The following is a 24,620-nucleotide window of genomic DNA, read 5'->3' as shown; positions in this document are numbered from 1 at the left end:
GACAGTGACGAGGACTTCGATTGTAGTCCCGTATGGTCGAATTGTTGACACACGGCCTGTCGGAGTGGCGTGGCGGGCCTCCCTGTCCTGACTCGCCAACGTCAATGTGCGGCTATTTTACCGGGCACGCATAGTTTTCTCGATAATCAACGACCTTGATTGTGCCGGCAATAATCTTTTCACGCGCTTGCTGGATGCGTTTTTGTAAAGGCAAATCAAAGACGACGCTATTGTGCTTATCGATGGCCAAATCAAGGGCATTTTCTTTTAAGCCGAATGTTGCAACACCGGCCACCCAAGGTTCATGCATCATCTCCGCCTTCCATACATCATAAATAACGCCATCTACTCTTTTTAGTAAAGAAGTCAGCACATAACCTGGAAACAAGCCATTTTGATTACTGTCCACCCCGATGGCGAGTTTTTTTGAATCATACGCCTGACGCAATACACCCGTTGTCGTCAAATTGGCTGCAGCAAAAACAACATCCACGCCTCGGTCAAATTGGCTACGTGCAATTTCCGCCCCTCTAGCGGGATCCCTAAAACCTACCGCTGTATTGGCAACCATATTCTGAATGACTTGCACGCTGTTCTTGGCATAGCGGGCACCTTGTATATAACCGCAGCCCCATGCCATCACAGGTGGAATTTCTTGTCCGCCAATGAAGCCAATCTTGCCGGATTGGCTTTTGAGCGTTGCGGCGATCCCGGCAAGAAAAGCAGCCTCCTGCTCACGGAATAAAATACTTCTCAGATTCGGCGCACTGCCTTTAGCGGTCGCATCAATCAGCACATACCTCACCTTGGGAAACTCTTTTGCTACACGCGCTATCCATGGCGCGTGCGTGTTGCCAACCGCGACAACGATTGTCGCGCCGCGACGAGAGACCGAGCGAAGCGCCTGAAGGTTTTGGGCATCATTCATCGCTTGAGCTTCAAGGTAAGGTACGCCGAATTCCTTTTTGAAGCGCTCCGCGCCAACCAAGGCTTGTTCATTGAAGCTTTGATCGTGCTTTAATCCCTGAATAACTAGAGCCGGTTTAAAATCACGAGCGAATAGCCAATGTGGAAACATCAAACAACAAAATAAGCATAAAAATATATTCTTCATTTTCGCTCACCATCAAGTTAGCAACGGATATAACTCCATATCTTGTCAAAATTTTAAACCTTGACCGCACATCAATATTGCATTAACGACCATTTAGCCATGCCACGCCATCTTGACTAAATGTCGTCACACAATTAATTTCAATCACTATTATCACAATTGACTTATATTTTTGAATGGAGGGTGGCATGCACGCCGAAAAATCAGATTTACGTTATGCGGTGATAATTGGCGATGCAAATATGGATATTTCCGCCACATCATCCATATCCATGCGTACCAACGGCCCTCACCCCTGCCCTGCCGTTATTTACAAACCCGGAGGTGGTCCACGCAATATCGCCGAGAGCTTGGCGCTGCTGGGGTGTAAAACCTATCTGATTTCTGCGCTAGGAGACGATGCGAATGGGCGCGACCTCGCAGCGGTGACGCAAAAGGCTGGGGTTGATTTGAGTGCCACGCGGATCTGCGAGGGACAAGCAACCGGTTGCTATCTGATCGTGAATGATTGCAGCGGTGAAAACTGCTGCACCGTTGGCAACATTGCCATCACGAATCTCATTACCCCGCAGTGGTTGGAAAGGTATACGGAACTGCTGCACAACGCGGCGGCAATTGTCATCAACACCACGCTCAGCCGGGAAACGCTGGCTTGGCTCCTCACTCACCATGGCGACCAGCCGATCTTTGTCGACACGGTTGGCGCGCATTATTGCCCACGCTTGGATCCCTGGCTTGCCCGCATCCATACCCTCAAGCCCAATCGACTGGAAGCCAGCAAACTTTCCGGCTTGCCGCTGGCATCGCGCGATCAAGCGCCGGACGTCGCCAACTGGTTTCACCGTGCGGGCGTGAATCAGGTCGTACTAAGCCTTGGCAGCTACGGCTTTTATTACAGCAACGGGATGGAGGCGCATTGGATGGATGCGCCAACCGTCAACGTGATCAATGTGACCGGCGCGGGTGATGCCCTATTGGCTGGGTTTGTTTATGGCTGGCTAAAAGAGCTACCTTGGCCCGAGGTTGCCCGCTTCGCAAAAGCCTGCGCTGCCTTAACGCTCATGACCGACATGAACGTCCACCCCGAATTGTCGCCTCGCGTTGCCGAGGAATTGCGAATGTAGTTTTTAAGAAAGATGGCTGTCCGGGTTGTAACAAGCCTGTTGTGCCGATGACCCTGCGTGCCTCTCCACCGTATCGCCCCGACCATCCCCGGCCCCGTCCGCCCACAATTGCTCAAGCAGGCGTTTGGCCGCGCCTTGGCAGTCCTCGCCTTCCGGCTTTTTGGCAATCTCGCCGATCAACGTGAGCAAGTGATACTTATTCTGGGCCAAGCGCCGCTCCAGCGCGTCGATCTCGTCAACCTTGTCTTGCAGGGCCTGCAGCAACGCCGCACGCGGCCATTGATCCAGATTGGGCGGCAACACCGCGCGGATCTCATCCAACGAAAACCCCGCGGCCTGTGCGCGGTCGATGATTTCCAACCGGGTCAAGGTTTCAGGGCCATACACGCGATAGCCGTTGGCTTGACGCTCCGCGGGTGTCAGCAAGCCGCTTGCCTCGTAAAAGCGGATACGGGAGGCGGTCACGCCGCTCAACCGTGCCAATTCGCCGATCTTCATCCGTGCTTCCAATGCTTGACATTAAAGTTAACTTTAAAGTTATGGTTAGCCATCGTCAACGAGGATACGCCGATGCAACTGTTTACCCCGCTGACCCTACCCAATGGCGCGGTCATCCCGAATCGTCTGGCAAAAGCCGCGATGGAAGAGAACATGGCGGACGCCGACCATGCGCCGTCCGCGGCGCTCCTGCGGCTATACCAGGCCTGGGCCGATGGCCGGGCCGGGCTGATACTGACCGGCAACGTCATGGTCGATCGTCGCGCGATGACCGGACCGAATGGCGTGGTACTGGAAGATGACGCGCATCTCCCCCGTTTTCAGCGCTGGGCGCAAATCGCGCGAGCAGGCGGCGCGCAGGTATGGATGCAGATCAACCATCCGGGACGGCAGACCCCCGCCGCGCTCGGCCAGGCCACCTTGGCGCCCTCCGCCGTGCCGCTGGATCTCGGCGCGCTGTCGAAACAGTTTCCCGTACCCAGGGAGATGACGGCGGCGGACATCGCCGAGGTGCAGCAGCGCTTCGTGCAGAGCGCGCGGCTGGCGGAGCAAAGCGGTTTCAACGGTGTGCAGATACATGCGGCGCACGGCTATCTGTTGAGCCAGTTCCTATCGCCGGTCAGCAACCAGCGCCAAGACCACTGGGGCGGCAGCATCGACAACCGCGCGCGGCTGTTGCTCGATATCGTGCGTGCAGTGCGCGCGGCGGTATCGCCGCAGTTCGCAGTGGCGGTCAAATTGAACTCGGCCGACTTTCAGCGCGGCGGCTTCAGCCCAGACGAGGCCAAACGCGTGGTCGAGATGCTCAATCCGCTGCAAGTCGACTTGGTGGAACTCTCGGGCGGCAGTTACGAAGTACCAGCCATGCAGGGACAAGCACGGGATGGCAGGACACTCGCCCGCGAGGCCTATTTTTTGGAGTTCGCCCGCGATATCGCCACAGTGGCGAAGATGCCTTTGATGGTCACCGGCGGCATACGCCGCCGCGCCGTGGCCGCGCAGGTGATCGACAGCGGCATTGCCATGGCCGGCATCGCCACGGCGCTGTCGATCGACCCGCATCTGCCGCGCCAGTGGCAGGCGGGCCGGGATACGGCGCCGGCATTGCGTCCCATCCGCTGGAGCAACAAGGTGCTGGGCTCGCTGGCCCATATGGCGGTGGTCAAATTCCAGCTCAAGCGGCTCAGCGAAGGACGTGCAACGGACACGAGGGTTTCCCCGCTCGTCGCGCTGCTGACGCAGCAATTGGCCAACGCCTGCCAGACGCGGCGCTATCGCCGCTGGATGGCCGAGCGAAGCGCCCGCGCCTAACCCACGATCTTGGCGCCGCGCTCGGACAGCAAGGCGCGCAACACCGAGCGATGGCAATGCGCCTCATCCTCGCAGTAGCAGCCGATCGCCAGATCGGTCTGCTGCGACAGCGCCGAGAGCAGGTCGAGCGCGTGCGCGGCGTCCGGCGTCGCCAGCTCTTTGCGGAACTGGCGCACGAACGCCTGCCAATCGCGTTCGTCGCCACTTTTCTGCGCGGCCTGGGCCGCCTTCATCAACGGCAGGCTGGGCGACAGCTGCGGCAGCCAGACGTCGTAGAAGTCGCGCTTGGCAAACTCCGTCTTCGGCACGCCGCGCGGCGGCCGGCGCACCGTGCCGATGCGCAGCCCCTCATTCGCGGCGCGCGGACTGCCCAGTCTGACGATTCGTAGCGCCATGTTCCCCTCCCTAGGGACCCTCTGAACAAGTTATTTGCCACTGTGTTCGGGGCGGCGCCTGGCGGTCAGTCTGCTTTGTTGCGCGGCTGGTGGATGGAATGACCATCCACTGCGCCCCGCGCCGCGCATCCCATCCCGCCAGGGGCCGCCGCAGCGGTAAATAACTTGTTCAGAAGGTCCCTTGCGTTAAAACGCGATATTAAACCTGCCGGATGGGACCCGGATACTGCGCAACCAGGGGGTCTGCCGTCAGCAGCGTAATGCCCTCCACCAACGATTGGGCGACCAAGATGCGATCGAACGGATCTTTGTGGATAGCAGGCAGCCCATCCACGGCAAGCGCATGCTCGCTGGTGATCGCCAACTCGCCATAACCGTTGTCCAGCAGCCCGCGTCTCAACAGGTGCGGTTCGACGCGAAAATCAGACCGTCCCAGGCCGCGTTTGATGGCAACCTCCCACACACTGGCGGCGCTAAACAGGAGCTCGTTCTCCGAGTCTGCCAGCAGTTGTCGTGCAGCCGGCGATAAACGCCCCGGCTCGCCAGCGGCCCATAGCAGTAAATGCGTATCCAACAGCAACTTCACACTTCACCTCCGAAGAGCTGCGCGATTTCATCGCTGCCCATCCGGTCGAAATCGTCTGGCACGGCAATCTCTCCCATGAGAAACCCCAAGCGCCTCATTTCGCGCCCCACAGGCGCATCCAGCGGGATCACCTTCACCAACGGCTTGCCGGCTTTGGCGATAATGAACGGCTCGCCCCTGGCGGCTTGTTCGACGAGCCGAGAGAGCTGCGTTTTCGCTTCGTGGATATTGACTGTTTGCATGGCCACCCCCAAATAGACTAAGTTCACTTAGTTTAGTTTAAAAGACACGACGGGGCAATCCATGACGAATCAATGACAGCAGACCAAACGCCACGCATAATGCCGTCTGGTTTAAAAGGACACCCCGTGAGCAAATACGGCGCGCTGGTACAGCATCTGATCCACAGCATCGAACATGGCGACTACCTGGCGGGCGAGGCGATCCCATCGCTGCGCCATAGCCAGCAGCGTTTCGCCATCAGTATGAATACCGCGCGCCGCGCGTATGAGGAGCTGGAGCGGCTGGGGTACATCGAAGCGCGGCCGCGCAGCGGCTATGTGGTGGCGCCTGGCGCCACCGGGAGCAGCGACGCGCTGGCGGCGCCGCTTGGCGCGCCTTTCATCAACCCGCAGCTGCTCGACACCCGCGCGCTGACCCATGCCTTCTTCCACGCCATGCGCCATTACCAGCAAGTATTGGCGGAGCCTGCGCTGGCGGGTCTGCCGGCGCTGCGGCGCCAAATCGCGCGGCTCGCGCACGACGAGGGCTGGGAAGCGCACGCCGACGAGGTGCTGGTCACCTGCGGCGGGATGGAAGCGCTATCGTTGGCGATTTCGGCGGTGACCCAGGGCCGCGCCGCGCCGGGTGTGGCGGTGCTGCTGCCGGCGTTTCCCGGTTTGCTGTCGCGGCTGGCCGAGCAAGGCGTGCGCGTGTGGCCGTTCACGCTGCAAGCGGACGGCCTGCCGGCATGGGGCGAGATCGAGACGGCGCTGGCGGACGGACAGATTCAAGCCATCGCGCTGATGAGCGCCTATGGCCACCCGCATGGCCAGGCGCTCGGACCCGCCGCGCGCCAGGCGATCTTGGCGCAGGCCGAGCGCTACGACGTCGCAATCATCGAGGACGACGCCTATCGCTGGCTCGGCTTCGACGGCAAGACGCTGCTGCCGCTCAAGGCGGCCGACCGCGCCGGCCGTGTTCTGCTCTGCGCCACCTTCTCCAAGACCTTGACGCCCGGCTACCGGCTAGGCTGGCTGCTGCCGGGACGCTACGCAGACCGATGCCGCCGACTGAAACTGGCGCAAACGCTGGCCTCGCCGCTGCCTAACCAGATGGCGCTGGCCGAGCTCTTGGCGCAGGGCCGCCAGCAGCCATTGCTGGAAGCGTTGACCACGCGGCTGGCGGTCAAGGTGCGGGCGCTGGAAAGTTTGCTCGCTGCCGGTCTGCCCGGACAGCATGTCACGCCAGCGCAAGGCGGCTATTTCGTTTGGCTGTATGATCTGCCGGTCGATACGTCGTCACTGGCCGCCGAGGCACAGCGGCACGGCATGCAATTGGCGCCGGGATACTGGTGTCAGCCCGGCGAGGCCGGGCGGCACGCGCTGCGGCTCAACGCCAGTTATTACGACCCGGCGCAGCAGGCAGACGCCTTCGACTGGCTGCTGCGCGCGCTGTCATCCAGCGCGGTCAAGGCATCAGCAGCCGCCCCACTTCGCTGACGCGGTAGCGCGGCTCGCTCAGATCGACCAGTTCGAAGGTCAGCGGGTGGCTGCCGCTCGCCAGCACTGCCGGATCGGCGGCAACCGCGAGTTCGATGCTGGCGCTGCCGTCGCCAGGCGCCACCAGCGGCTGGCGACGGGCGACGCGCACCACGCCATCGCCTTGTACCGTCAGCGCGTACCGGCGCGTCTGCGGCAAGGTATTTTGAATGCGCAGGGTATAGACGTTTTCGATCAAGCCATCGGGCGTTTCGCGCGCCATGACCGCGCGGTCGCGCAACACATCGACCCGGAACGGTTCGCGCAGCATCAAGCCCACACACATCGCCACCACCAACATACTCATCAATCCGCCATAGACCAACACGCGCGGCCGGCGCCACCAGCGGCGCGCGCTCGTGGGTGTGGTGGGAGCCAGGCGCGCGAGCTGAATCAACCCGCGCGGTTCGCCAATCTTATCCATGACCTGGTCGCAGGCGTCGATGCAGGCGGCGCAACCGATGCATTCGTATTGCAAGCCCTGGCGGATGTCGATGCCGGTCGGACAGACCTGCACGCACAGACCGCAATCGACGCAGGCGCCGGCGGCCAGGCTCCTCAGGCTGCCGCGCGGTTCGCCCCGGCGCGCATCGTAGCTGACCAGCAACGTATCGCCGTCGAACATCGCACTTTGAAAACGGGCGTACGGGCACATGTGCTTGCACACGCTTTCGCGCAAATGGCCGGCCAGCAGCCAAGTGAAGCCGGCGTAGCCAAGCGCGAACAACATCTCCCACGACCCCGTCTCGCCAGAAACGAGGCGCGACGCCAGGTCGCGCATGGGCGAGAAATAACCGACCAAGGTCCAGCCCGTCGCGACGGCAAAGAAGATCATCACCGCTTGCGTCAGTCCCTTGCGGCAAAGTTTCGCCAACGTCCACGGCGCGGCATCCAACCGGCGGCGGGCATTGGGCGGCCCTTCAATGCCGCGTTCGATCCACAGCATGATCTGGCTGTAAACCGTCTGTGGGCAGGAGAACCCGCACCACAGCCGCCCGGCTAGCGCCGTCCAAAGAAACAGCCCGAGCGCGCACAGGATCAGCGTGCCCGCCAAGTAGATCAAGTCGGCGGGCAGCAGTGTCAGACCAAAAAGGTAACCGCGCATGCTGGAAAAATCGAAGCGCACCGCTTGGCGGCCGTTCCAATCAAGCCAGGGGGTCAGGAAAAAAATCGCCTGCGTGAGCAGCACGAAGCCGACGCGCCAAGCATTGAACCGGCCGCGCGTCAGCCGCGGATAGAGTTTGATCGATTGGAATTGCAGGGGCGTGGCCATCGGAGAGCGCCTGAGAAGAAACACGTCTCCGAGGGTAAGCGTCCCCGCCGGCGGCAAACAGCCACAGTTCGCGTCAAATGACGGACACAGCGCTCAATGAACGTTCATGGCCCGTGGGTGGCGCCGGCGTCGAGCGGTTCGCTCAGGTGGGCGCGGTTGCCCGGCGCAGGATAGGGCTCGGGCCAAAACTCGACCAACCGCGCAATCAGGCTGTCTTCGATGGTGAAGAACGAAATGGCGCGCGCATGCTGCACGCCGTCGGTAATGCTGACATCGCTGACGACTTCGTGTTCGTCGCCAATCAGCCGGTTGAGCGTGAAGCGCCACGGGCCATGCGCCGGATAGTCCTGATTCATGCTGACGAACCGCTCGGCGCCGCGGATGCGCTCGTTCGATTGCGGCCACTCCAACACGAAGCCGGTGGACAACAGCGGCGCCACCGTGGAAAAGTCATTGCTGGCCATACGGCGCCAGAAATCGCGAACCAAATTGAGGGCAGCGGCCTGAGTGATCATGGCGTTACTCCCAAAAAAAGCGACGTTTTCATTTATAGCACTGTCATGCCGACTGCGCGCGCTTGTTGATCGAGCGTCAGGCAACGCTGGTAGTCGGCGAAGCTGGTAATGCGGAAACCGGCGATGTGCAGCGCGCGCCGCGCCGGCACCAAGGACGGCGCCGCCAGCGCTTGACGCAGCGACGCGCGCAAGAGCGCAAGCTCCTCGGCGGAGGTGGCTCGGCCGGTGATCAACGGCAGCCCAGGGGCGGCCGGCGTCAGGCCTATGGCGCGCAGCTGTTGAAACACCCGGGGATGACGACGCGCCAGCAGGACGTAACTGACGCAATCGACCGCAGCGACGTCGGCCCGTCCGGCGAGTACGGCCAGTGACGAGCGCCAGTGCGAGCCGCTGGCGAAGCTCGCCGCGAAAAACCGGCCGGCATCCGCCAGCGGCGCCACAGCGGCGCGCAGACTGTGATAACCCGATTGCGAGCGTTCATCGTTATACGTCGCGACCCGGCCGCGCAGATCGGCCAGCGCGCGCGCGGGATCGTCACGCCGCACCAGGAGCCAGCTGCGGTAATCGATCCCCTGGCAGCCCGGGGCGTCATAGCACAGCGTGCCGACCACCTGCACTTTATCGTTGAGCTCGGTCACCAGCGGATAACCGCAGGTCTGGCTCAGCCACAGTGAGGGATGGCGCCAATGGCGATGCAGATCGCCGGTGGGCGTAGGCGGCAAGAGACAGGAGAAGACGCCGGCTCGCCGCCACGTCTCGGCCAGAAAACGCCACCAGGCGCGTTGCGCCCAAGCGGGCGCGGCCGGGTACATCGGCCAGGAAGCGGGACGGCGCATGTTAGTCGGCCCCCGCCAAGGTCGGCTCGCCCGGCGACGGCTGCGGCGCGCGCCAACGTCCCAGCGGCTCGGACAGCGCGGCGAAGGCCAGGTCGACGGTCAGCGCCAGCAGACCAACCAACACCGCCCCTTGCAGCACGTACGGCGTATTGAAGCCGGACAGCCCGATGATGATCGGCAGTCCAAGGGTTTTGACGCCCACCGTGGACGCCAGCGCGGCGGTGCCGATATTGATGGTGACCGAAGTGCGCAACCCCGCCAGCACCACCGGCGCCGCCAGCGGCAGCTCGACCTGCCACAAGGTCTGGGCCGGCGTCATGCCCAGACCGCGCGCCACCTCGCGCGCCCCCTCCGGCACCGAGTCGAGCCCGGCCAGCATGCCTTGGGCAATCGGCAGCAGGCCGTACAGAAACAGCGCGATCAACGCCGGCAGCGGGCCGAAGCCGATCAGCGGCGTGGCGACCGCCAGGACGGCAACCGGCGGCAGCGCTTGGCTCACCGCCAGCAGGGTTTCCAACAGAGGACGGAACGCCAGCCCCCAGCGGCGCGTGGCCGCCAGCGCCACCCCGCTGCCCAAGAGCGCCGCGAGCAGGCTGGAAGCACCGACAATCGCCAGATGCGCCAGAATCAGATCGGCGAAGTCATCCTGGCGGTAGATCAGCCGGTCACGGTCGGGAAACAGCAGCGCGAACGCCGGCCCGGCATGCGGCAGCCACCCGGTCAGGACGATCAACGCCAAGAGGCTCAGTGCCAGCGCGCTTTGCACCCGGCTCACAGCTGGCGCTCCAGCAGATCGCTGAAGAACAGCGCCCCCGCCGGGCGGCCTTGGTCGTCGACCACCGGCAAGCGATCGACGCGGCGGGCGACGAACGTCGACAGCGCTTCGCGCAGCGAGAGATCGGCGGAAATCGGCTCGCCCACCGCCGCCTCATTCGGACGCAAGCGTCCGGCAACACGGTCGAGCGCCAACAGCCGCAGGCCGATTTCGGTGCGGCCGACAAAATCGTGCACAAAGGCGTTGGCCGGGCGACGCAACAAATCGAGCGGCCGTCCCTGCTGCACGATGCGTCCTTGATTCATCAGTACGATGTGGCTGCCCAGTTGCAGCGCCTCGTCGATATCGTGCGTCACGAGCACCACCGTCTTGCCCGACAGCGCGTGAATCCGCAGCAGCTCCTCTTGCAAGGCGCCCCGGGTGACCGGGTCGAGCGCGCCGAACGGCTCGTCCATCAGCAGCACGTCCGGGTCGGCGGCCAAAGCGCGCGCCACGCCGACGCGCTGCTGCTGCCCGCCGGACAACTGGTGCGGATAACGGTGGCGAAATTCGGCGGGGTCCAGGTGCAAGAGCGCCAGCAACTCGTCGACGCGCGCGTCGATGCGCGCCTTGGTCCATTTCAGCAACCGCGGCACCGTGCCAATGTTCTGCGCCACGGTCCAATGCGGAAACAGGCCGATCGATTGGATCGCATACCCCATGCGCCGTCGCAGGTCCTCCGGCCGCTGGCGGCGGATGTCGACGCCATTGACCAGGATCTCGCCGCGATCGGGCTCGACCAACCGATTGATCATGCGCAACAGCGTGGACTTGCCCGAGCCGGAAGAGCCGATCAACACCACGAATTCTCCGGCGGCAATAGAGAGCGACAGGTCGTCGACCGCCGGCCGCGCGCCGCCAAAAGTCTTGCTGACTTGCGTCATTTCAATCATGGCGTGCCACTCCCGCAATGATGAGCTTGAACAACAGATCGACGGCGATCGCCAACGCCACGACCGGGATCACGCCGAGGAGCACCAGATCGATCGCGCTGCCGAGCAGCCCCTGGAACATGATGGCGCCGAAACCGCCGGCGCCGATCAGCGCCGCCACCTCGGCCAACCCGACCGCTTGTACCGCTGTAATGCGCAGCCCGGTCAGAAACACCGGCAACGCCAGCGGCAGCTCGACCTGCCAGAGGATCTGCCACGACCCCATGCCCATGCCGCGCGCCGCGTCAACGGCGGCGGCCGGCACCTGCTGCAAACCGGCCAGCGTGCCGCGCGTCATCGGCAGCAGCGAGTACAGCGTCAGCGCCAATATCCCCGGCGCCATACCGATGCCGGCGATGCCAAGCCCCGGCACGTGTTCGCCGAGCCAAGCCAGCGGCGCCACCAACAAACCGAACAAGGCGATCGACGGCAGCGTCTGAATCAGGTTGAGCACGGCAAACAACGCCCCCTGCACCCGGCTGCGCCGGGCCGCCAACAGACCAAGCGAGGCGCCCAACAGCGCGGCCGGCGCGACCGAGAGCGCGACTAATTGCACATGCTGGCCAAAGGCCAGATTAAACGCATCCTGGTGATTGGCGTACTCGCGCAACAAGGACAGATGGTCGAGCGCGCCACCCGACAATTCCGCCAGCAGCGCCAGCAAAACGCCGACCCACAACAGCACGCGGCGCCATACCGGCCACGCGGCTTCGCGCAACAGCTCGCCCAGCAGCAGCGCCATCAATCCCCAAGACAGCCAGAAACCGGCGCCGAGCGATACCCGAGCCAAGCCATCGACTTCCGGCGCCATCTGCCGGGCCGCCATGCCGGCGAGCCAAGGCAGCGCGACCAGCCACAGCGCGGCGGCCGGCAAGCCGACCACACGCGTGGCGCGGCTTTGTGCCCGCCATGCCAGCAACAGCAGCCCACACGGCAACAATGCCGCCCAATGCCCTAGCCCAAGCGGCGCCCGCCACCAGGCCAGGCCATCGCCGGTTAGCAACCGGTTGGGCGCAAAGCGGACAAACGGCAGGCTCCACAGCGAAATCAACGTGCCGAGGGCCAACGCCCCCGGCACCGGCGCGCGCCAGGTCATCGCAAGCTCATTTCACGAACCCGCGGCTTTTCAGATAGTCCGCTGCCACACGGCCGGCGTCTTGTCCATCCAAGGCGATCTTGGCATTCAACGCTTGCAAGGTCGGCCCAGTCAGCGATTGGAACACCGGACGCAGCCAGTCGCGAATATGCGGCAGCCGCGAGAGCACCTCGCCACGGACGATCGGCGTCGGCGCGTAGATCGGCTGCACGCCCTTGACGTCCTCCAGCACCACAAGCCCCAAGGCGGCCACGGGGCCGTCCGTGCCGTACGCCATCGCGGCGTTCACGCCCGAGGTGTTCTCCGCCGCCGCCTTGATGGTCACGGCGGTATCGCCGCCGGCCAATGACAGCAGCTGGTCTTGTTTGAGGGTAAAACCGTAGGCCTGCTGGAAGGCGGGCAGCGCGTCCGGCCGCTCGATGAACTCGGCCGAGGCGGCCAGCTTGAATCGGCCGCCCCGCTGCAGATACCGGCCAAGATCGGTGAGCGTTTTCAGCTGCTGGCTTTGCGCCAGATCCTTGCGCACGGCGATGGCCCAGGTATTGTTGGCCGGCGACGGATCGAGCCAGACGATACGGTTGGCCTGCCAATCGAGCGCCTTGACCTTGTCGTAGCCGGCGCGGGCATTTTTCCACGCCGGATCTTTCTCGGCGTTGAAGAAGAAGGCGCCATTACCGGTGTACTCCGGGTAGATATCGATCTGTCCGGCGGTGATAGCGGCACGCACCACCTTGGTGTTGCCGATCTGCAGCTTGTTGACGGTATTGACGCCGTGCGCTTGCAACACCTTGAGAATGAGGTTGCCGAGTAGCGCCCCCTCGGTGTCGATCTTGGAACCGACGGTGACACTGTCTGCGGCATGGGCCGCCGAGCCGGCCAGGAGCAGCGCCAACAGCAAACGGCGAGGGAGGAAGCGTTGCAGAATCGTCATAAAGAGTCCTTTGCAAGGGAGGTAAATGACCGGCACTTGATATTGTACGTAATCAAAATTAATTTGTCATTTGAAATCGCACATAATCATTGCTGCCGCATGTTCGGCTTCGGGATGCCGCGCATCCAACACGGGCCGCCGTACGTGGCGCCACAACAGGTCGCCATAACCCGTCAGGCAAAAATCCTGATTTCGGCGCCGATAGTCGGCGCGCCGGTCGAAATAGACGCGCGCCAGCCCAAACCAGGGAACACCGGGAAGGTCGTGATGCACGAGGTGGTAGTTCAAATTGAGAAACAACAAGCGCCACGGCCACGCGGCCTCGTTCAGCACGGAACGTGCCGGCACGGCATCGGCATGACGATGTTCGAGCAAAGAGCGCACCATGGTCAGACTCAGCGCCGGATACGCCACGCCCAGCAGGTAGACGCCAGGGGCCAAGCCTTGTAATGACAGTTGCTTAAGCATAAGCAACAACAGGGCGACGTGCAAAGCCCACGCCGTCACGCCTGCGCCGCCGCGACGCGCAAGCCATGCCGGCTGGGCGGCCAGCATGGCTGCCACGCTGCATGCCGGTCCGATCAGCAATCGGCCAAGGCTCGTCTGACGCACGGCGATCAGCCGCCGGCGCCAAGACGGCAAGCGGCCCCAATCGGACTGCGCCACGTAATACGATTCCGGATCGGCGCCGGGCCAGGTCAGCATCTCGTCGAGGTGATGTTGCAGATGGCTGTCGCGGTAGACCGCGAACGGGTAGAACACCGCCAACGGCGCAATCCCCAGCAGATGATTGATCCATGGCCAACGTGTCGGATGACCATGGATCAGCTCGTGCTGCAGCGATAGATGCCAGGCAGTCAGACCGATCAACAACGGCCAAGCGAACCATGCGGGCAACACGCGCCAATAATGCACGGTGACCGCCCAGCCGCCATAGATCAGCGCGATGACGCCCCAGGTGGGCAACGACCAGCGCCACCACCATGACCGCTGCCATTGACGCACGCGCTCGCGCTGTTCGGCATCGAGCCAGCGCGCGCCCGGCGTGGCAAGACGGGGGGATACGGCAACGGTCATGGCCCGGCTCCTGATTCAGATGGATGGGGCCAGACTAACGCAGCCAAAACGAAACAAAAAAGAATTATGAATTTATTTATTATAACTTATGAAAATATAGAATCACTTCAACCACGCACTTGCCTCCCCGCCCCACCCAGATCAAAGACGCCCCCGTGCAACTGCGCTACGCTTAAGCAACTTCGATTGCCCAAAGCGTGAAAACACATGCAGGTTGATTACCAAGCGATCCTGAACGCCATTGCCGAGGAGGTCGAGCCGCTGACTCGGCAGGGCCGCGTCGCCGACTACATTCCCTCGCTCGCCAAGGTCCCGCTGGCGCAATTCGGCATGTGCGTGGTCACCCTCGATGGCCGTTATTTCTCGGTGGGCGCGGCCGATCAGCGTTTTTCCATTCAGAGTATTTCCAAACTGTTTGCCCTGACGCTGGCGTTCCGCCAGCTGGGCGACGGGCTGTGGGAACGGGTCGGACGCGAGCCGTCCGGCAACCCGTTCAATTCGCTCGTCCAGCTGGAAAACGAGTCAGGCAAACCGCGCAATCCGTTCATCAATGCGGGCGCCTTGACCGTCACCGACGTGTTATGCCGCCACTCGGTCAACGCGCATTTGGCCATCTTGCATTTTCTGCGCCGCTTGAGCGGCCAGGTCGACCTCAACTTCGATCACGAAGTCGCCGCGTCCGAAGCCGCCACCGGCCACCGCAACGCGGCGATGGCGCATTTCATGAAAAGCTTCGGCCGCATTCAATCGCCGGTGGAGGTCGTGCTGGACAGCTACTTCCACCAATGCGCCATTGCCATGAGCTGCCGCGAGCTGGCGACGGCGGCGCTGTTTCTGGCCAACCGCGGCGTCGTGCCGCAAAGCGGCGAGCACCTGCTGACCGCCAGCGAGGCCAAACGCATGTGCGCCGTACTGTTGACGTGCGGTACCTACGACGCGGCAGGGGATTTTGCCTACCGGGTCGGTCTGCCGGCCAAGAGCGGCGTCGGCGGCGGCATCGTCGCCATCGTGCCGGGCGAACTGGCCATTTGCGTCTGGTCGCCCGGTCTCGATGTCAACGGCAACTCGCTCGCCGGCGGCATGGCGCTGGAGCGTTTTACCACGCTGGCCGGCAACTCGATCTTCTAGCCGCCCCTCAAACACCCGACGCTCATACCCCTCTATTTTGGAGATGCCATGGATTGCCCCCGCATTACCCTTCGTCAGGATGGACCGACTTTTTCCCGCATCGTCGCCGGCATGTGGCGTCTGGCCGATTGGAACCTGCCGCTCGCCGAGCGCGTCCGCTTCATCGAACAGTGCATCGCCTTGGGCGTCACCACATTCGACCATGCCGACATTTACGGCAGCTACCAATGCCAACAGCTGTTCGGCGCCGCGCTGGCCCATGCCCCCGAGCTCAAGCGCCAGATCCAGCTCGTCAGCAAGTGCGGCATCAAGCTCCTTTCCCCCCACCGGCCAGAACACCGCATCAAGCATTACGACACCAGCGCGGCGCATATCGTCACCTCGACCGAGCGCACGCTCGCCGAACTGCAGGTGGACACGCTCGACCTGCTGCTGATTCACCGCCCGGACCCGTTGATGGATTACGACGCGATGGCGGGCGCCTTCGAACGGCTGCGCGCCGATGGCAAAGTACGCCATTTCGGCGTGTCCAACTTCACGCCAGCGCAGTTCGAGGCGCTGAACAGCCGCATCCCGCTGGTGACCAATCAAGTCGAGTTTTCGCCGCTGCATCTGTCGCCGCTGACCGATGGCCAGTTCGACTGCCTGCAGCATCACGGCGTGGCGCCGATGATCTGGTCGGCGCTGGGAGGCGGGCTCTTGTTTGCCGGCGATGCGGGCGCCCAAGCCGTTCAGGATCGCCTGGCCATGATTGCGGCCGAACTGAGCGTCTCGCCGGCGACGCTGGTTTACGCCTGGATCATGCAGCTGCCCTGCCGACCGCTGCCGCTGACCGGCAGCAGCCGCATCGAGGTGGTGCGCGACGCCGTGGCCGCAGCCGCCGTGACGCTGGAGCGCCAGCAGTGGTACGCCATTTTGGAGGCCGCTTGCGGCCATGAGGTGCCCTAAGGACCCTAACCGCCCGAGACTTCAGCGCAAATGATTCTCATTGCGCAACAGGCGCGCGCGTGGCAGCATGATCGCCATACCGAATGGGGACCCCGCCATGCGCCAAGATTTGTTTCAATACGAGGTACAGGGCCTGGATGGCCAGCCGATCGATCTGCCGTCGCTGCGCGGCAAGGTGGTGCTGGTGGTGAATACCGCCAGCCGATGCGGCTTCACGCCGCAGTTCGCCGGCTTGCAGGCGCTGTACCAACGCTATCGCGAACGCGGGCTGGTGGTGCTGGGTTTCCCCTGCAACCAGTTCGGCCACCAGGACCCCGGCAGCCATGACGAGATCGGCGCCTTTTGCCAGAAGAACTATGGCGTCGATTTCCCAATGGCCGAACGGATCGAGGTTAACGGCGCGCACGCCCACCCGCTCTGGCGGGCGTTGAAACGCGCCCAACCCGGCCTATTCGGCCTGGGGCGCATTCATTGGAACTTCACCAAATTCCTGATCGACCGCGAGGGGCGCGTGGTGGCGCGTTTCGCGCCCATGACCAAACCGTCGGCGCTGGCGGCGCGCATCGAAGCGCTGCTTTAGATCTCGATCAGAACGGCATCATCAGCCGCACGCGGTGACCGTCGGGATCGAGCAATACGAAGCTGCGGCCATACTCCATATCCTGCGGCGGTTGAATGATGCACAGCCCCCGCTGCGACAACGCCTCGTAACGGCGGTCGACGGCGTCCTCATCCTCGACCACCACCACCAGCTCGGCGCCGCCGCCGGCGATCGTGGCGGCCGGCTCGACGCACTCGCGCGACCACAACCCCAGCCGCAACCCCTCGTCTTGCTCGAACAGCACGAACGACGCGCTGGCGCTGACCGGCATCTCCTCCAGCACGGCCGAATAAAAATCCGCGCTGGCTCCCGGATTGTCGACGTACAACACGACGTGAGAAGGCATGGCCATAGGAAATTCCTCGTGCGGCGCCAAGTAGGCTCGCCGGTTGGATGTTGAAAATGTCGTAAGACGTTTATAGTCGATCCCGCCAACATTATTAATGACCGAGGTCACAATGCCGCCCCGCCGTGTGCTGCTGATTATTTTTTCGCTGTCACTGTCGCTGCATCTCTATATCGGCTGGCGGCTGCTGGCCGCGCCGGATGGACTCGGCGCCCCGCCAGCCGTGGTGCTCGCCCTGCTTGTGTCGGCGCTGGCGACGCCATCATCGCTGCTGCTTCGCGCGCTCAAGCCGTCGCGGCAGGTTGACGCGCTTTCCTGGATCGGGCTGTGCTGGCTAGGGCTCTTCTCGTTGACGCTGAGTCTGACGGTGGCGCGCGACGCGCTGCTGGCGCTCCTTTGGCTGTTCATGCCGTCACGGCTCGTGCTGTTGTCAAAACTGACGGCGCAGGGTGTCGCCGTGCTCGCGCCGCTACTGCTCGTCATCGGTATCTACAACGCACGGCGCACGGCGGCCGTGCGCCGGGTCGACGTCGCGCTCGCGGACTTGCCGCCCGAGCTGGAGGGATTCACCCTCGCCCAACTCAGCGACATTCACGTCGGTCCCACCATCAAGCGCGGCTATCTCGCGCGCATCGTGCGCGCCACCAATGCGCTGGACGCCGATGTGGTCGTCATCACCGGCGATGTGGTGGACGGCAGCGTGCGCCAGTTGGCGGCGCATGTCCGTCCTCTCGCCGATCTGACGGGACGCGAGGGCGTGTATCTGGTCACAGGAAATCACGAGTATTACGCCGGGGCACGCGAGTGGATCAACGTCTTTCGGCAACAGGGGCTGACGGTGTTGGAAAATAGCCATGTGGTATTGCGCCGGGGCACGGCCAGCCTGGTGCTGGCCGGCGTGACCGACTATTCGGCCAGCCATTTCGAGGGGGGCGCGCCCAGCGATCCGCGTGCCGCGCTGTCAGGCGCGCCGGCCGAGGCCGCGGCGCGCATCCTGCTCGCGCACCAGCCAAGGAGCGCCACGGCCGCGGCGGCGGCCGGCTTTGACCTGCAAGTGTCTGGGCATACCCACGGCGGACAATTCGCGCCATGGAACTGGCTGGTTCCGCTGCAGCAGCCCTTCGTCTCGGGATTGCACCGCATTGGCCGGCTGCAGATTTACACCAGCCGCGGCACAGGATATTGGGGACCGCCAGTGCGCCTTTTCGCGCCGTCGGAAATCACTTTGCTACGCTTGCGACGCGGCTGATATCCCCTCATTCCTAAGCGCGGCGGCCGTCCCCCCTAGGGAACTACTGGCGAATTTTCCGGTTTTAGCCGTATAATCAGCGGTTTGAATACGTATCCGCCGGAAAGGCGCACGCCCTTGGACCGCGAGGATCCTCCGCCCGTTGAGCCGGTTCAACGGGCTTTTTGCATCGGGCGCGCGGCTAGCCGACACCACAGGCGCTACCGATTGCAATGAAGAAAGTATTTATCAAAACCTTTGGCTGCCAGATGAACGAGTACGACTCGGACAAAATGCTCGACGTGCTCGGCAGCATGGAAGGCATGGTCAAGACCGACTCGCCAGAAGATGCCGACGTCATTTTATTCAATACCTGCTCGGTGCGTGAAAAGGCCCAGGAAAAGGTCTTCTCCGACCTCGGGCGCGTACGCCAGCTCAAAGCGCTAAAGCCCGACCTGTTGATCGGCGTCGGCGGCTGCGTCGCCTCGCAGGAGGGCGAGCAGATCATCAAGCGCGCGCCTTATGTCGACATGGTGTTCGGACCGCAGACGCTGCACCGGCTCCCGGCCCTGATCGCCTCGCGCCGCCAAACCGGCAACGCCCAAGTGGACATTTCCTTTCCGGAAATCGAGAAATTCGATCACCTGCCGCCGGCCAAGGTCACGGGCGGCGCGGCGTTCGTATCGATCATGGAAGGCTGCTCGAAGTACTGCTCGTACTGTGTGGTGCCGTATACCCGCGGCGAAGAGGTGTCGCGGCCGTTCGAGGACGTGCTGACCGAAGTGGCCGGCCTCACGCAGCAGGGCGTCAAGGAAGTCACGCTCTTGGGGCAGAACGTCAACGCCTACCGCGGCGCCATGGCCGATGGCGGCATCGCAGACTTCGCCATGCTGCTGGAGTACGTGCACGAAATTCCCGGCATCGAACGCCTGCGCTTCACCACCAGCCATCCGCGCGAATTCACCGACCGCCTGATCGACTGCTATCGCACGCTGCCCAAACTGGTGTCGCACCTGCATTTACCGGTACAAAGCGGCTCGGACCGGGTACTGATGGCGATGAAGCGGGGCTATACGGCGCTGGAATACAAGTCGATCATCCGCAAGCTGCGCGCCGCGCGCCCCGATCTCTGCCTGTCGTCGGACTTCATTGTCGGCTTCCCCGGCGAAACCGATGCCGATTTTGAGGCCACCCTCAAGCTGGTGCGAGATCTCGAATTCGATTTGAGCTACGTGTTCATCTACAGCGCGCGCCCCGGCACGCCGGCGGCCAACCTGACGGACGACACGCCGCATGAGGACAAGGTGCGCCGGCTCACGGCGCTCAACGAGCTGCTCGAGGCCAAGAACTACAGCATCAACCAATCGATGGTCGGCCAAGTGGAACGCGTGCTGGTCGAAGGACAGAGCAAACGCGAACCAGGCCAACTGGCGGCGCGCTCGGCCAACAATCGTGTCGTCAATTTCCCCGGCCACCCACGGTTGATCAATCAGATGGTCGACGTGCGCATCGTCGAGGCCAACCCCCATTCGCTGTTGGGCGAAGCGGTGATCGCCGACTAAGCGCCGACCGACTACGATAGGATGAAGGCCGCGGCAGCGATGGCCATCGGCACCCACGGAGAACAATCCAACTTGCTCAGCGAACCCCTTAGTTTCAACCCCATCGACAACCAGCGGCTGGCCAACTTGTGCGGGCCGCTGGATGAAAACCTGAAACAGATCGAAACCGCGCTGGACGTCAGCATCCAGCGTCGCGGCGAGCAGTTCAAGATCCAGGGCGAGCTCGCGCGCGTGGCGTCGCAAGCGCTAGCCGAGCTTTATCTGCAGGCGGAAAAGGTGCCGCTCGATATCGAGGACGTGCAGCTTTGCCTGGTCGAGATCCGGCGCCAGATGCCGCACGCCGAGCATGAGGAGCGCCCGCTGCTGCATACGCGCCGCGGAGAACTGCGCGGCCGCACGCCGCGCCAGGCCGACTACATCAAGGCCATCCTGGCGCACGACATCACCTTCGGCATCGGCCCGGCCGGCACCGGCAAGACTTACCTGGCGGTCGCCTGCGCGGTCGACGCCATGGAGCGCGATCAGGTCAAGCGCCTGATTCTGGTACGCCCGGCGGTCGAGGCGGGGGAGAAACTGGGTTTTCTACCCGGGGACCTGGCGCAGAAGGTCGACCCGTATCTGCGCCCGCTCTATGACGCGCTCTACGACTTGATGGGATTCGACAAGGTGACCCGGCTGTTCGAGAAGGGACTGATCGAGATCGCGCCGCTGGCCTACATGCGCGGGCGTACGCTCAACAACAGTTTCATCATTCTCGACGAAGCGCAGAACACCACGCCGGAACAAATGAAGATGTTCCTGACCCGCATCGGCTTCGGCTCGCGCGCGGTCATCACCGGCGACGTCACCCAGATCGACCTGGCCCGCCACCAGAAAAGCGGACTGATCGAAGTGGAGCGCATCTTGGGCACGATCCGCGGCATTCATTTTCAACATTTCCAGAGCGACGACGTGGTGCGCCATCCGCTGGTGCAGAAGATCGTCGACGCCTACGAACAATGGCAAGGGCAGCATGAAGATCGCCAAGCAAAGAACTAGAAAGGCCCGGCCCGCGCGGCTCGACCTGAACGTGGAATATGTCGTCGCGCCGGCCGGCTGGCCCGATGCCGAAACGCTGACGCGCTGGGCCGCGGCCGCCTTGCAAGCCGGTGTCGATACGGCCGAGATCGGCTTGCGCGTGGTGGACGAAGCCGAAGGGCGCACGCTCAACCGCGATTACCGCGGCAAGGATTACGCGACCAATGTCTTGACCTTCGCGCTCAACGAGGGCGATGATCCGCTGCCGGGCATGCCGCTCTTCGGCGATATCGTGCTGACAGCGCCGGTCATCGAGCGCGAGGCGCGCGAACAGGGCAAAACGCTGGCGGCGCACTGCGCGCACATGGTGGTGCACAGCATGTTGCATCTGCAAGGGTTCGATCACATCGAGGACGCCGAGGCCGAGGCCATGGAGGCGCTTGAAACCGTCATCGTGAAGCGGCTAGGATACCCAGACCCCTACGGCGAGGAGCACGCCTAAACATCATGGAAGACCCCAGTAAACCCCGCCCCAATTGGCTTGAACGGCTATCGGATTTGTTTCAACACGAACCAGAGGACCGCGAAGAACTGGTCGAGCAGCTCCACGCCGCCTATGCGCGCAACCTGCTCGACGCCGACGCGCTCGGCATGATCGAAGGGGTGCTGGCGGTCGGCGAGCTGACCGTCGGCGACGTGATGATTCAACGCAGCCAGATGAATGTGATCCGGCAGGCGGATCCGATCGAGCGCTTCTTGCCGATGGTGATCGACAGCGGCCATTCGCGCTTTCCGGTCACCGGCGAGGACCGGGACGACGTGATCGGCATCTTGCTGGCCAAGGATTTGCTGCGCTACTTTCACAACCCCGAGACATTCGACTTGGCCAAAGTGCTGCGCCCGGTGGTGTTCGTGCCCGAGTCCAAACCGCTGAACGTGCTGTTGAAAGAATTCCGCAGCACGCGCAATCACTTGGCGGTCGTGGTGGACGAATACGGCGGCGTGGCCGGACTCGTCACCATCGAAGACGTCATCGAGCAGATCGTCGGCGACATCGAGGACGAAACCGACTTCCCGGACACCGAGGAACAGATCGTGCCGGTGCGCGGCCAACGCTTCCGCGTCAGCGCGCTGACGGAAATCGACGTCTTCAACGACTTTTTCGGCACGCGCTTCGCCAGCGACGACGTCGACACCATCGGCGGCCTGGTGCTGGAGATGTTCGGCCACGTCCCCAAACGCGGCGACAGCCAGGAATCGGACGGCATGCGCTTCACCGTCATCAAGGCCGACAGCCGGCGCCTGCAAACCCTTCTGGTAGAAAAACTCTCACAGTGACCCCCGAACGATCTCACGCCATGCGTCTGGCGCTGTTGCTGATTCTGGCCACATTGGCCGGCGTCATCACCGTCCTGGGCTTCGCGCCTTATCGCATTTACTGGGTCATGCCGCTGTCGTTGGCGATCCTGGCCCATACCCTGTCGCGCGGCGGCCGGCAGGCCTTCTGGCTCGGCTATGCCTGGGGCGTGTCGTCTTACCTGTGCAACTTCAACTGGATTTTCGTCTCGCTGCATGACATCGCCGGCATGCCCACGTGGCTCGCCGGCCCGCTGACCGTGCTGCTTCCGGCCTATCTGGCCCTTTATCCCGGTCTGGCCGCCTGGATGACGGTGCGCGTCGGCGACCGTTGCGACACTCCCCCCTGGATGCGCTGGCTGTTGCTGTTCCCGGCCGCCTGGACGCTGACCGAGTGGCTGCGCAGTTGGATATTGTCCGGCTTTCCCTGGGGACAAGTCGGTTATTCGCAGATCACCGAAAGCGCGCTGGCAGGGTACGCGCCTGTCGGCGGTATTTTGCTGGTGACGCTATTGGTGGCGCTCTTCGCCGGCGCGCTGCAACTGATGCTATTGACCGGCAAGTGGTGGCGCTTGAGCCTGGGCGCCGGCATGCTGCTCGTCTGGTGCGGCGGTCTGGCGCTCAAGCCGATCGCCTGGACCACGCCGGTGGGCAAGCCGATTTCCGTCGCGCTGGCGCAGGGCAACGTGCCGCAGTCGCTGAAATGGGATCCGATCAGCTTCGAATCCACGCTGCAGCTCTATGGCCGCCAAGTAGCCGATACCCGCGCCGATTTGATGATCTTGCCGGAAACCGCGCTGCCCGCGCTGTTCAATGAGCTGCCGCCGAACTATGTACAGATCCTGCAAAGTCTGGCCAACCACAATGGCATGGCCGTGGCGGTGGGCGTTCCGCGCAGGAGCGACAAGGATCCGAACGGCTATCTCAACGCGGTGGTCGCGCTGACCACGCCGGGTCTGCCCTACTATGCCAAGGACCATTTGGTGCCGTTTGGCGAATTCGTGCCGCTGCCCTGGATCACCGGCTGGCTGTATCAGTGGATGAACATGCCGATGTCCGGCTTCAGCCGCGGCGGAGAAAATCAGGCGCCGCTGGCGCTCGCGGGCCAGCTGGTCGCCTTCAACGTCTGCTACGAGGATAGTTTCGGCGAAGAGTTGATCGGCCCGGCAGCCCACGCCACCCTGCTCGCCAACGTCAGCAACCTGGCCTGGTTCGGCAGAAGCAACGCCGCCAGCCAGCACCTACAGTTGGCGCAGGCGCGCGCGCTGGAAACCGGACGCTTCATGCTGCGCGCGACCAATACCGGCATGACGGCGATCATCCGCCCGGACGGCGCGGTCGACGCGATCGCGGCGCCGTTCACGCGCCAGGTACTGATGGGATTCGCCGAGGGCCGCAGCGGCATGACGCCCTACATGCGCCACGGCAATTGGCCGGTACTGCTGGCCGCGGTGCTGATGCTCGTCGCGCCGCTCGCCAGAAGACACCGCAGCATGCCGGATGGCCGGCGGCGTTACCGCGATCACCTCTGATCAGGCGGGAGTGGAAGCCGGCGTTTACTCCCGCCGTTGCGCTTGCGCGAACCGCCACTGCGGGAGTAACGGCAACACCTTGAAAGCGGGAGTGGCAACAACGTCCCGGCTTTTACTCCCGCCGTTAAGGTTTTGCTTCTACTCCCGCCTTTAAAGGTTTTGCTTTTACTCCCGCCTTGCATTTTAACTTTCAGAATTTACGGACAAGCTGCCCAATTGCCGTTTTCCGTTGAGCAAACTAATCTGGTGGGGCTTTGGGCGGATCATTGCCAAAGGCGCGGCCCCGGGGTGTTATCAGCGCCCCAGAGCCGCTAACCAACCAACTCTTTACCGGAGAGTCAGATGGCTATCTGCGATGTTAATGCACTTCCTTCCACCCCGACAAACCGCCGTCTGCGTCAGCAGCAGTTACTGACACTGATTTCGGTCTTGTGCGAACCACGGCAAACCCTCCCCAACCCCGACGTGCGCCGGCTGATTTTCGATAGCCGCTTGAGTTGGGCGTCGATGCCGGTCGATGCCCAGTCGTCGTGGTTATACCTGAAAAACGCCGCGCGCCTGCGCGAGGTGGCGGGATGCTTGGTGTTGACCGCCGATTAACACCCTAACCTGGAGGCGGGGAGCGAACGCTCCCCGAACC

Annotated in this window: 27 protein-coding genes; 13 read left to right on the top strand and 14 right to left on the bottom strand. The window is 63.0% G+C overall.

Going from position 1 to position 24,620, the window contains the following annotated elements; genetic code table 11:
* Positions 1 to 112: 112 nt before the first annotated feature.
* Positions 113 to 1,114, bottom strand: coding sequence for a BMP family ABC transporter substrate-binding protein (locus JOZ06_RS07075; RefSeq protein ID WP_293230556.1), 1,002 nt, complete (start codon positions 1,112 to 1,114; stop codon positions 113 to 115).
* Positions 1,115 to 1,302: 188 nt separating this feature from the next.
* Here JOZ06_RS07075 and JOZ06_RS07070 point away from each other — a divergent pair, with 188 nt between their 5' ends.
* Positions 1,303 to 2,238, top strand: coding sequence for a PfkB family carbohydrate kinase (locus JOZ06_RS07070; protein WP_293230553.1), 936 nt, complete (start codon positions 1,303 to 1,305; stop codon positions 2,236 to 2,238).
* A 3-nt stretch (positions 2,239 to 2,241) separates the two neighbouring features.
* Here JOZ06_RS07070 and JOZ06_RS07065 read toward each other — a convergent pair whose 3' ends face one another.
* Entirely contained in the window at positions 2,242 to 2,736 is a 495-nt protein-coding gene (locus JOZ06_RS07065) for a MerR family transcriptional regulator (RefSeq protein WP_293230550.1), read from the bottom strand.
* Positions 2,737 to 2,808: 72 nt separating this feature from the next.
* Here JOZ06_RS07065 and JOZ06_RS07060 point away from each other — a divergent pair, with 72 nt between their 5' ends.
* Complete coding sequence (locus tag JOZ06_RS07060) at positions 2,809 to 4,047, top strand: NADH:flavin oxidoreductase/NADH oxidase family protein (RefSeq protein WP_293230547.1); 1,239 nt, start codon at positions 2,809 to 2,811, stop codon at positions 4,045 to 4,047.
* On the opposite strand, the gene JOZ06_RS07055 is transcribed toward JOZ06_RS07060, so the two are convergent.
* From JOZ06_RS07055 to JOZ06_RS07045, 3 genes are all read right to left on the bottom strand, one after another.
* Positions 4,044 to 4,442: a DUF488 family protein gene (locus tag JOZ06_RS07055; RefSeq protein ID WP_293230544.1), complete on the bottom strand. Its 399-nt coding sequence runs from the start codon at positions 4,440 to 4,442 to the stop codon at positions 4,044 to 4,046. The genes JOZ06_RS07060 and JOZ06_RS07055 overlap by 4 nt on opposite strands.
* A gap of 199 nt (positions 4,443 to 4,641) precedes the next feature.
* The gene (locus tag JOZ06_RS07050) at positions 4,642 to 5,028 is read right to left on the bottom strand and encodes a type II toxin-antitoxin system VapC family toxin (RefSeq protein WP_293230542.1); all 387 of its coding nucleotides are present in this window, start codon (positions 5,026 to 5,028) and stop codon (positions 4,642 to 4,644) included.
* A complete protein-coding gene (locus JOZ06_RS07045; RefSeq protein WP_293230540.1) occupies positions 5,025 to 5,270 on the bottom strand; it encodes a type II toxin-antitoxin system prevent-host-death family antitoxin in 246 nt (81 codons plus the stop codon). The genes JOZ06_RS07050 and JOZ06_RS07045 overlap by 4 nt, the downstream gene beginning before the upstream one ends.
* 126 nt (positions 5,271 to 5,396) lie before the next feature.
* On the opposite strand from JOZ06_RS07045, the gene JOZ06_RS07040 reads away from it, so the two are divergent.
* The gene (locus JOZ06_RS07040; RefSeq protein WP_293230537.1) at positions 5,397 to 6,749 is read left to right on the top strand and encodes a PLP-dependent aminotransferase family protein; all 1,353 of its coding nucleotides are present in this window, start codon (positions 5,397 to 5,399) and stop codon (positions 6,747 to 6,749) included.
* On the opposite strand, the gene ccoG is transcribed toward JOZ06_RS07040, so the two are convergent.
* From ccoG to JOZ06_RS07000, 8 genes are all read right to left on the bottom strand, one after another.
* Entirely contained in the window at positions 6,718 to 8,061 is a 1,344-nt protein-coding gene (gene ccoG, locus JOZ06_RS07035) for a cytochrome c oxidase accessory protein CcoG (protein WP_293230534.1), read from the bottom strand. The two genes, JOZ06_RS07040 and ccoG, sit on opposite strands and share 32 nt — an antisense overlap.
* Before the next feature lie 104 nt (positions 8,062 to 8,165).
* Positions 8,166 to 8,576: a nuclear transport factor 2 family protein gene (locus tag JOZ06_RS07030; RefSeq protein ID WP_293230532.1), complete on the bottom strand. Its 411-nt coding sequence runs from the start codon at positions 8,574 to 8,576 to the stop codon at positions 8,166 to 8,168.
* Positions 8,577 to 8,608: 32 nt separating this feature from the next.
* Positions 8,609 to 9,412, bottom strand: coding sequence for a PhnD/SsuA/transferrin family substrate-binding protein (locus JOZ06_RS07025; protein ID WP_293230530.1), 804 nt, complete (start codon positions 9,410 to 9,412; stop codon positions 8,609 to 8,611).
* Between the two features lies 1 nt (position 9,413).
* Positions 9,414 to 10,187 carry an ABC transporter permease gene (locus tag JOZ06_RS07020; RefSeq protein ID WP_293230527.1) on the bottom strand — a complete coding sequence of 258 codons (774 nt, stop codon included), beginning with the start codon at positions 10,185 to 10,187 and terminating at the stop codon, positions 9,414 to 9,416.
* Positions 10,184 to 11,119, bottom strand: coding sequence for an ABC transporter ATP-binding protein (locus tag JOZ06_RS07015; RefSeq protein WP_293230524.1), 936 nt, complete (start codon positions 11,117 to 11,119; stop codon positions 10,184 to 10,186). The genes JOZ06_RS07020 and JOZ06_RS07015 overlap by 4 nt, the downstream gene beginning before the upstream one ends.
* On the bottom strand, positions 11,112 to 12,254 hold the full coding sequence (locus JOZ06_RS07010; RefSeq protein WP_293230521.1) for an ABC transporter permease: 1,143 nt from the start codon (positions 12,252 to 12,254) through the stop codon (positions 11,112 to 11,114). The genes JOZ06_RS07015 and JOZ06_RS07010 overlap by 8 nt, the downstream gene beginning before the upstream one ends.
* Before the next feature lie 7 nt (positions 12,255 to 12,261).
* The gene (locus JOZ06_RS07005) at positions 12,262 to 13,185 is read right to left on the bottom strand and encodes an ABC transporter substrate-binding protein (RefSeq protein WP_293230519.1); all 924 of its coding nucleotides are present in this window, start codon (positions 13,183 to 13,185) and stop codon (positions 12,262 to 12,264) included.
* A gap of 66 nt (positions 13,186 to 13,251) precedes the next feature.
* A complete protein-coding gene (locus JOZ06_RS07000) occupies positions 13,252 to 14,262 on the bottom strand; it encodes a fatty acid desaturase (protein WP_293230516.1) in 1,011 nt (336 codons plus the stop codon).
* Positions 14,263 to 14,469: 207 nt separating this feature from the next.
* Here JOZ06_RS07000 and JOZ06_RS06995 point away from each other — a divergent pair, with 207 nt between their 5' ends.
* The 3 genes from JOZ06_RS06995 to JOZ06_RS06985 all read left to right on the top strand — a co-directional run bounded on the left by JOZ06_RS06995 (position 14,470) and on the right by JOZ06_RS06985 (position 16,918).
* Positions 14,470 to 15,390: a glutaminase gene (locus JOZ06_RS06995; RefSeq protein WP_293230514.1), complete on the top strand. Its 921-nt coding sequence runs from the start codon at positions 14,470 to 14,472 to the stop codon at positions 15,388 to 15,390.
* A 48-nt stretch (positions 15,391 to 15,438) separates the two neighbouring features.
* Positions 15,439 to 16,338 carry an aldo/keto reductase gene (locus JOZ06_RS06990; RefSeq protein WP_293230512.1) on the top strand — a complete coding sequence of 300 codons (900 nt, stop codon included), beginning with the start codon at positions 15,439 to 15,441 and terminating at the stop codon, positions 16,336 to 16,338.
* Positions 16,339 to 16,435: 97 nt separating this feature from the next.
* On the top strand, positions 16,436 to 16,918 hold the full coding sequence (locus tag JOZ06_RS06985) for a glutathione peroxidase (protein ID WP_293230509.1): 483 nt from the start codon (positions 16,436 to 16,438) through the stop codon (positions 16,916 to 16,918).
* Positions 16,919 to 16,925: 7 nt separating this feature from the next.
* On the opposite strand, the gene JOZ06_RS06980 is transcribed toward JOZ06_RS06985, so the two are convergent.
* On the bottom strand, positions 16,926 to 17,291 hold the full coding sequence (locus tag JOZ06_RS06980) for a VOC family protein (protein WP_293230506.1): 366 nt from the start codon (positions 17,289 to 17,291) through the stop codon (positions 16,926 to 16,928).
* Positions 17,292 to 17,397: 106 nt separating this feature from the next.
* Between JOZ06_RS06980 and JOZ06_RS06975 the strand changes: the two genes are divergently transcribed.
* The 7 genes from JOZ06_RS06975 (at position 17,398) to JOZ06_RS06945 (ending at position 24,580) form a co-directional block, all read left to right on the top strand.
* Positions 17,398 to 18,534: a metallophosphoesterase gene (locus tag JOZ06_RS06975; RefSeq protein WP_293230504.1), complete on the top strand. Its 1,137-nt coding sequence runs from the start codon at positions 17,398 to 17,400 to the stop codon at positions 18,532 to 18,534.
* A gap of 212 nt (positions 18,535 to 18,746) precedes the next feature.
* Positions 18,747 to 20,075, top strand: a complete 1,329-nt coding sequence (gene miaB / locus JOZ06_RS06970; RefSeq protein WP_293230501.1) for a tRNA (N6-isopentenyl adenosine(37)-C2)-methylthiotransferase MiaB — start codon at positions 18,747 to 18,749, stop codon at positions 20,073 to 20,075.
* A 21-nt stretch (positions 20,076 to 20,096) separates the two neighbouring features.
* The gene (locus JOZ06_RS06965) at positions 20,097 to 21,113 is read left to right on the top strand and encodes a PhoH family protein (protein ID WP_366515167.1); all 1,017 of its coding nucleotides are present in this window, start codon (positions 20,097 to 20,099) and stop codon (positions 21,111 to 21,113) included.
* On the top strand, positions 21,088 to 21,594 hold the full coding sequence (gene ybeY, locus JOZ06_RS06960) for an rRNA maturation RNase YbeY (protein ID WP_293230498.1): 507 nt from the start codon (positions 21,088 to 21,090) through the stop codon (positions 21,592 to 21,594). Before JOZ06_RS06965 ends, ybeY begins: the two co-directional genes overlap by 26 nt.
* 5 nt (positions 21,595 to 21,599) lie before the next feature.
* Entirely contained in the window at positions 21,600 to 22,430 is an 831-nt protein-coding gene (locus JOZ06_RS06955) for a transporter associated domain-containing protein (RefSeq protein ID WP_293230495.1), read from the top strand.
* The gene (lnt, locus tag JOZ06_RS06950) at positions 22,427 to 23,980 is read left to right on the top strand and encodes an apolipoprotein N-acyltransferase (protein WP_293230493.1); all 1,554 of its coding nucleotides are present in this window, start codon (positions 22,427 to 22,429) and stop codon (positions 23,978 to 23,980) included. The genes JOZ06_RS06955 and lnt overlap by 4 nt, the downstream gene beginning before the upstream one ends.
* 342 nt (positions 23,981 to 24,322) lie before the next feature.
* On the top strand, positions 24,323 to 24,580 hold the full coding sequence (locus JOZ06_RS06945) for a hypothetical protein (RefSeq protein ID WP_293230490.1): 258 nt from the start codon (positions 24,323 to 24,325) through the stop codon (positions 24,578 to 24,580).
* Positions 24,581 to 24,620: the final 40 nt, after the last annotated feature.

Origin of the sequence: Paludibacterium sp. (assembly GCF_019232825.1) — a bacterium.
Taxonomy (GTDB): Bacteria; Pseudomonadota; Gammaproteobacteria; order Burkholderiales; family Chromobacteriaceae; genus Paludibacterium.
This window is presented reverse-complemented; position numbering and strand designations above follow the sequence as displayed.